The 1136-nt window shown below is 45.0% G+C and carries 2 protein-coding genes; both read left to right on the forward strand.

The window, feature by feature from the left end; translation table 11 throughout:
• Window positions 1–442, forward strand: a 442-nt coding sequence (locus R7E47_RS24990; RefSeq protein WP_318085475.1) for a hypothetical protein, incomplete at its 5' end; no start/stop codon positions are given.
• Window positions 443–619: 177 nt separating this feature from the next.
• The gene (locus tag R7E47_RS24995) at window positions 620–997 is read left to right on the forward strand and encodes a hypothetical protein (RefSeq protein ID WP_005458016.1); all 378 of its coding nucleotides are present in this window, start codon (window positions 620–622) and stop codon (window positions 995–997) included.
• Window positions 998–1136: the final 139 nt, after the last annotated feature.

Consider the following 1136-nt stretch of genomic DNA (forward strand, 5'->3'; position numbering starts at 1 on the left):
GCCCATACTTTCTATCATTGCCTACTTTGGTACCGATATGGCACTGAGCGAAAAGCCTCATGCCGCTAAAGAAGGGGAAACTTACAAGCTCGCGAGTAAGTCCAACTGCCGTTACACCAGTGGCCTATGTGACATGGAAAATGGCGATTTTAAAGTTAAGTTCCGTTCTGAAAAACTGACAAAAGATAGCCTAGAACTTTCTCTCAACGCTGCCTATCCGCTGGAAGGCGTCAAGCTGTCCGTAGTAGATGACCAACAACAGAACGCTCAGCCGATTGATATGACACGCGCCGATCAAGCTGGCCAAAACTGGTACATCTCTCTGCCAAAGGCAACCTCCGCAGAGAGCTGGTTACGAGTCGTTATCCAAGCCGAAGGCACGCTTTACTACGGCGAAACACAAACAGCATTTGTGAAATACGAAACCTTGTTTACTGAGTAACATTACGCTGCTTATCCTTCTAAACAACGGATAAGCTTTGCTGCGGGATGAAAACCTAACCATTTCTGCCGATGCGACTGCGTCGGCTTTTTTATATCTAATCTTGTCGAAAATAGAGGGTTGCTAATTTATTCTTAATTGATAATAATTATCATTATCTAATTAATTGAGGCAGATATGAAACGCAGAAAGGACATATTCAACGCCTTCTTCAAAGCGCAAGATCGCTTCCAACTTGCCGCGCCAAGTGGCTTTGAGCCCGACGTCATTCATGACTATATTCATTGGGGTATGGTGTTGTCATCCAGCTATGAGCATGAAGCAGAAGACGAAAACTTACTCTTGTGCGAACTGTTTTTACGCCAAGTGTATTTCCACCTTCTCGAAGCGATTCAAGACCCAACTCGCACTCGTACATTTCGCCGAGTCTGCCTTGATTCGGTTCACACGCCCTTATTCTGCCTCAAACGTTACTACTATCAGTTTGAACATGGCGACGTAAAGTTTCTCCAATTACAACAACAATTACGCCTCATTCAGACTTCTCTTGATTAAACGAAAGGAACCCTACTATGACCACCGAATTTCGTATTGAAACCGACAGCATGGGCGAAGTAAAATTCCCGGCGAATGCCTTGTATCAAGCGCAAACTCAGCGCGCTATCGATAACTTCGCATTCAGCCAGCACACCAT

Source organism: Vibrio sp. Vb1026 (genome assembly GCF_033338745.1).
In the GTDB taxonomy this organism is placed as follows: Bacteria; Pseudomonadota; Gammaproteobacteria; order Enterobacterales; family Vibrionaceae; genus Vibrio; species Vibrio alginolyticus.